3 protein-coding genes are annotated in these 2,678 nt (G+C 55.5%); all 3 read left to right on the forward strand.

Features of this window, described 5'->3' with window-relative positions; translation table 11 throughout:
- The coding region (locus tag QZP87_RS01795) for an ABC transporter permease (protein ID WP_291321209.1) at positions 1 to 869 on the forward strand (869 nt) is incomplete at its 5' end.
- Positions 870 to 872: 3 nt separating this feature from the next.
- Positions 873 to 1,637: an ATP-binding cassette domain-containing protein gene (locus tag QZP87_RS01800; RefSeq protein ID WP_291321210.1), complete on the forward strand. Its 765-nt coding sequence runs from the start codon at positions 873 to 875 to the stop codon at positions 1,635 to 1,637.
- Positions 1,634 to 2,678: MlaD family protein (locus QZP87_RS01805; protein WP_291321211.1), on the forward strand; the 1,045-nt coding region annotated here is incomplete at its 3' end. The genes QZP87_RS01800 and QZP87_RS01805, both read left to right, overlap by 4 nt.

The raw sequence follows: 2,678 nt of genomic DNA on the forward strand, positions 1-2,678 counted from the left end.
GCCTGCGTCCCGACTTCAGGCACATCCAGGAAGAGATTGACTGTTTCGATTGCCGTCCCAGGCCCATGCAGCGCAAATACTCGGCTCTGGAGGAACTGGGCCGGGCAGCGGTCAACCTGGGCCGGGACACCAGAGAATTTGTCTCCTTTGTCGGGGAGTTCGTTTCCGCCTTCGCCTACAGCCTGACCCACCCCGGGACCGTGCGCTGGAAAGACGTTTTGTCGCACATGGAAAGTGTCGGCGGCAGGGCTGTGTTCATCATAGCCCTTATGGGCTTTCTCATCGGGGTTATAATTGCCTTTCAGACCGCCATTACCCTCAGGGCCTTCGGCGCGGAAATATTCGTGGCCAAGCTTCTCGGCCTGTCCATGGTCCGCGAACTAGGTCCCCTGGTCACGAGCATAATCCTGGCCGGACGCTCCGGCTCTGCATTTGCTGCTGAAATTGGGACCATGAAGACAAACGAGGAGATCAACGCCCTGCAGACCATGGGACTCAGCCCGGTGCGCTTCCTGGTGGTGCCCCGCATGCTTGCGGCCATGCTGGTAACCCCGCTATTATGTATTTTTTTTCTGCTCTTCAGCTTTATCGGTGGAGCTCTGGTAATGCTTTCTATGGATTTTACGCTGAGTTCCTACATTCATCAGCTTAGTATTTCCGTTGGCATGACTGATTTTCTGGGAGGAATGGCCAAGGTGTTCGTCTTCAGCATCCTGGTAGCCTGGATTGGATGCGTCCGGGGGCTGCAGACCGGGTCCGGTGCAAGCGCGGTTGGAAGGTCCACCACCAGCGCCGTGGTCAGCGCCATAGTCCTGATTGTCGTGGCCGACGGCATATTTGCAGTTGTCTATTATTCCCTTGGGATTTAAAATATGCCTCAGAAAGAGATACACCCTGTTTCCGTGCGTAACCTGTACATGGGTTTTCCAGGGGAAACACTGCTGGAGGACGTATCCTTCGATGTTTACACCGGGGAAGTGTTCGTTATCCTGGGAGGATCCGGCAGCGGCAAGAGTACCCTGCTAAAACACCTCATAGGCCTGTATTCCCCTCTTGGGGGGGAAATATTTATTCATGGCCGCAACCTGACCCGGGCCACGCCCACTGAAAAAACGCAGATCATGAACAGCATAGGCATCAGCTACCAGAGTGGGGCCCTTTTCGGCTCCATGACCCTTCTGCAGAATGTCCGCCTGCCCCTGGAGGAGTTCACAGATATGCCCCTGGAGGCCATGAACCTGGTCTGCCGCCTTAAACTCTTCCAGGTAGGCCTGGAAGGATACGAAAAACACATGCCCTCGGAAATAAGCGGCGGGATGCAGAAAAGAGCAGCCATAGCCCGGGCCATGGCCCTGGACCCCTCCATACTTTTCCTGGACGAACCATCAGCCGGACTGGACCCTCTGACCTCGCTGGAGCTGGATGAGCTTATCCTTAGTATAGCCCGGACCCTGAAAATAACCTTTGTCATCGTCACTCACGAACTGGACAGCATCTTCAAAATAGCCGACCGCATGATCATCCTGGATAAGCGAAATAAAAACCTTGCAGCCCAGGGTAACCCCCTGGAGTTGAGCCGCACCCATCCGGATCCATGGGTGCGCTCTTTTTTACAACGGGACAAGGTGGCCCAATGAGTACACAACCCAATTATTACACCATAGGCATTTTCGTAAGCATCGGACTGGCCTTGTTTCTGGGGGCCCTGGCCGTCCTGGGGGCCGGGGCTCTGTGGAGGGAAACACTGACCATAGAGACTTACCTGGATGAATCCGTCCAGGGGATTGACAAAGGATCACAGGTCAAAATGCGCGGAGTTACCGTGGGGCGCGTAGACGAAGTAACCTTTGTCGGAATTAGATACCCGGAGGCCGGGGATCCCGGAGAACGCTACGTCCTTTTGCAGATCAGCCTGGAACTGAATGAATTCGGGGTCCGGGACCAGGAAGCCTTTGAGAGATTTCTGGAACGGGAGATCCAGAAGGGGCTCAGGATAAGGCTTTTGCCCATGGGCATAACCGGTGCGGCCTATCTGGAGATGGACTACGTAGACCCTGTGCGCCATCCCCCCCTGCCCGTAAACTGGGAGCCAAGGTACACATATATCCCCTCCGCGCCCGGTACATTCGCCCGCCTGGAGGAGACCTTTGAGTCCCTGGGCAATACCATGGCCAAGATAGAAGAAATGGATATTCAAAAGACACTGAACCACCTGGACCATCTTATCCAGAGCCTGGACAAGAGCGTGCAGTCCTTTGACCTGGCCGGCATATCCGCCAGGGCGGAGGTCTTTATTGAGGAACTAAGGGATACCAATCGTAAAATATCCGGGCTCATCGGACCACTGGAGGACCCGGAGGAAAAGCGGACTGATCTGCATGCCGTGCTCAAGGATTCCAGACAAATCCTGCAGAAGGTGGATAAAGGCCTGGACCGGCTGCAGCTGGACAAGGAAGGGGGAGCTGCGGATCAGATAGCCCGGACCCTGGACAACCTGTACCAGGCTTCAAAGACTCTGCCCGAAACCATGGACAGCATAGGCGTCACCGCTGCCAGCCTCAAGGAAAGCAGCAAGAGCGTGGAGCGCCTGAGCAGCAGAAGCTACACCATGCTCAGGTCCCAGAACGAGGAACTGCGAAGACTTCTGCAGAACATGCAGATCATCAGCGAAAACCTCC

It is taken from the genome of Desulfonatronospira sp. (assembly GCA_003563255.1).
GTDB lineage: Bacteria > Desulfobacterota > Desulfovibrionia > Desulfovibrionales > Desulfonatronovibrionaceae > Desulfonatronospira.